1 protein-coding gene and 2 pseudogenes are annotated in these 2005 nt (G+C 44.3%); all 3 read right to left on the minus strand.

Annotated elements, in window-relative coordinates:
* A pseudogene (locus QTO06_RS25200) lies at positions 1–240 on the minus strand (transposase); the annotation flags it as partial.
* 10 nt (positions 241–250) lie between these two features.
* Positions 251–385, minus strand: a pseudogene (locus tag QTO06_RS25205) (VOC family protein); the annotation flags it as partial.
* Positions 386–490: 105 nt separating this feature from the next.
* Positions 491–1438, minus strand: coding sequence for an LpxL/LpxP family Kdo(2)-lipid IV(A) lauroyl/palmitoleoyl acyltransferase (locus tag QTO06_RS25210; protein ID WP_331410326.1), 948 nt, complete (start codon positions 1436–1438; stop codon positions 491–493).
* Positions 1439–2005: the final 567 nt, after the last annotated feature.

Here is a 2005-nt window from a genome sequence, read left to right on the forward strand (position 1 = left end):
ATGCTGTATCACGCCTCTGGTTTTGGTTTTAAATGAAACCTCAACTTCCTTAGCTCGACGGCTTATACAGGTGTAATGCGGACAAATAAGCGGTATGTTAGCCAGCTTAAATACGGAGTCTAGAAAACCTTGCAGCGCTCTCAATGGCATAGAGAAAACGCGTTTTACCATCAGTGCGGTAGTAATGGCTAGGTCGCTGAATTGACGAGGCCTGCCGCGCTTGTTCTGTGTGCTTTGCTTTCATTCGCTTCCAGAGATCACCCAAAGAAAGATACGCGCCTTGTTTCCACTTCACGAGTCCCTTAAAACCGAGCGCGTTGATATAGAAATCGAGCGAGCGTTCTAAATCACTCACCGCTATCGTAATGTGGTTCAATCCTGTCAGCGTGGTTTATCCTTGATTATCCAACATCGCTATTGTGGCAAACAACCAAGCAGAATTGAATCGACAGATAAAATAAAGCCCAGAACAAATGTCTGGGCTTGGAGGTCACATCACAGGTACAAGTTGGGGTTTATACAAACAACATTCCCCATCCGGACGAGTTTTAAAGCGACGATGCAGCCACATGTACTGCCCAGGGCATGCCATGATCGACTTCTCGACAATCTTATTTACGAACGCTGCCGCTTGGTCTGGATCGTTTTTAGGGAAGCCTTCAACTGGCGCGCTAATGGTTAAAGTGTATTGGCCATTGCTTTCACGAACCATAGTAAATGGCACAATGGCACAATCCGTAGCATCCACTAGCAAACTGGTTCCCGTTGTTGTACAGGCACGCTTTACCGCAAACAAAGGCGCAAACGTCGATCGACGTGTACCATAGTCATGATCCGGTGCGTACCAAACACGCTGGCCTGTCTTCAGTGCTTCCAGCATGCCCTTTACATTTTTACGATCAATCAAAGTACGATTCGAGCGAGAACGTCCTTTGTATTGGAAGTAGTCAAAACATGGGTTGTTGTTTGGGCGGTAAACACCAGAACCCGACTTTTGGATCCCAAACGCTCGCGCACCAAGTTCTAGATTCATGGAATGCACCGCTAACATCAGAACACCTTTACCTTTTTGTTCTAACGCTTCGATATGTTCCATCCCCTCAATGTTGACGTGCTTACTGACACGTTTGTCTGACCAAAACCACGCCATCGCGGTTTCAAACAGTGCGATACCCGCGTTATCGATGTTTTCTTTTATTATCGCCTCACGCTCTTGGTCGCTCATGTCTGGAAAACACAGCTCTAAATTACGTTTGATCGTGACTTGTCGTTTTTTCATTAATCGCATCGCAATACGACCAATTCCGCTTCCGAGCGCGAGTTGTACACGAAATGGAAGGAGGCTAAGAAGGTACATGATGCTAATTATGATCAATGTGCCCCAGTAGCGAGGTGCCAAAAATTCTGCCTTGAATTTTGGTGCTTTGTGCTTATTCATGAGTGTGTCATCAGACGAATTCGTCTATAAAAATCCTTAAAAACAACGATAAATACGAAAAGTTATTATCATTGACTGTGCTTATTAAAAACTAAAGCGCGCGGAGTGTAGGCCTCTTTGACACGCTACACAATAAGAACTTTCGGAGATTGCGGGCGACTTTATCAAATATAAGAAAAATGCCGTGATTTTCTCCGAATTGTAGTAAAAATGCGGCTTAATGTACTGACGGCAAGCCGTAATTCCGCCACAGCGAATAATTGCGTTTCGAGATATGAATTTTGAAAGAGTGAGCGACCCGAGAGTATCTCTCTCGTCTATCGCCCTATAAAAGGAAACGAAAAAGGGAGCGAAAGACTCTAATGCCGATCAGTTAAGACTTTAATCGGCAGATCAGTTGAATGATCCTACCTGTATATAAAAATCCGATAGACCCTGTTTATCGGATTTTTTATGCACGTTTCTCAAGCCCTCGACATCATCAACAGTTATAAACCCAATCAAGTTGAAACACTCGCTGACCTCCTGCCCATTGAACTTATTAATAGTGCTTACGAACTTACTGAT

Origin of the sequence: Vibrio sp. M260121 (assembly GCF_036533715.1) — a bacterium.
Taxonomy (GTDB): Bacteria; Pseudomonadota; Gammaproteobacteria; order Enterobacterales; family Vibrionaceae; genus Vibrio.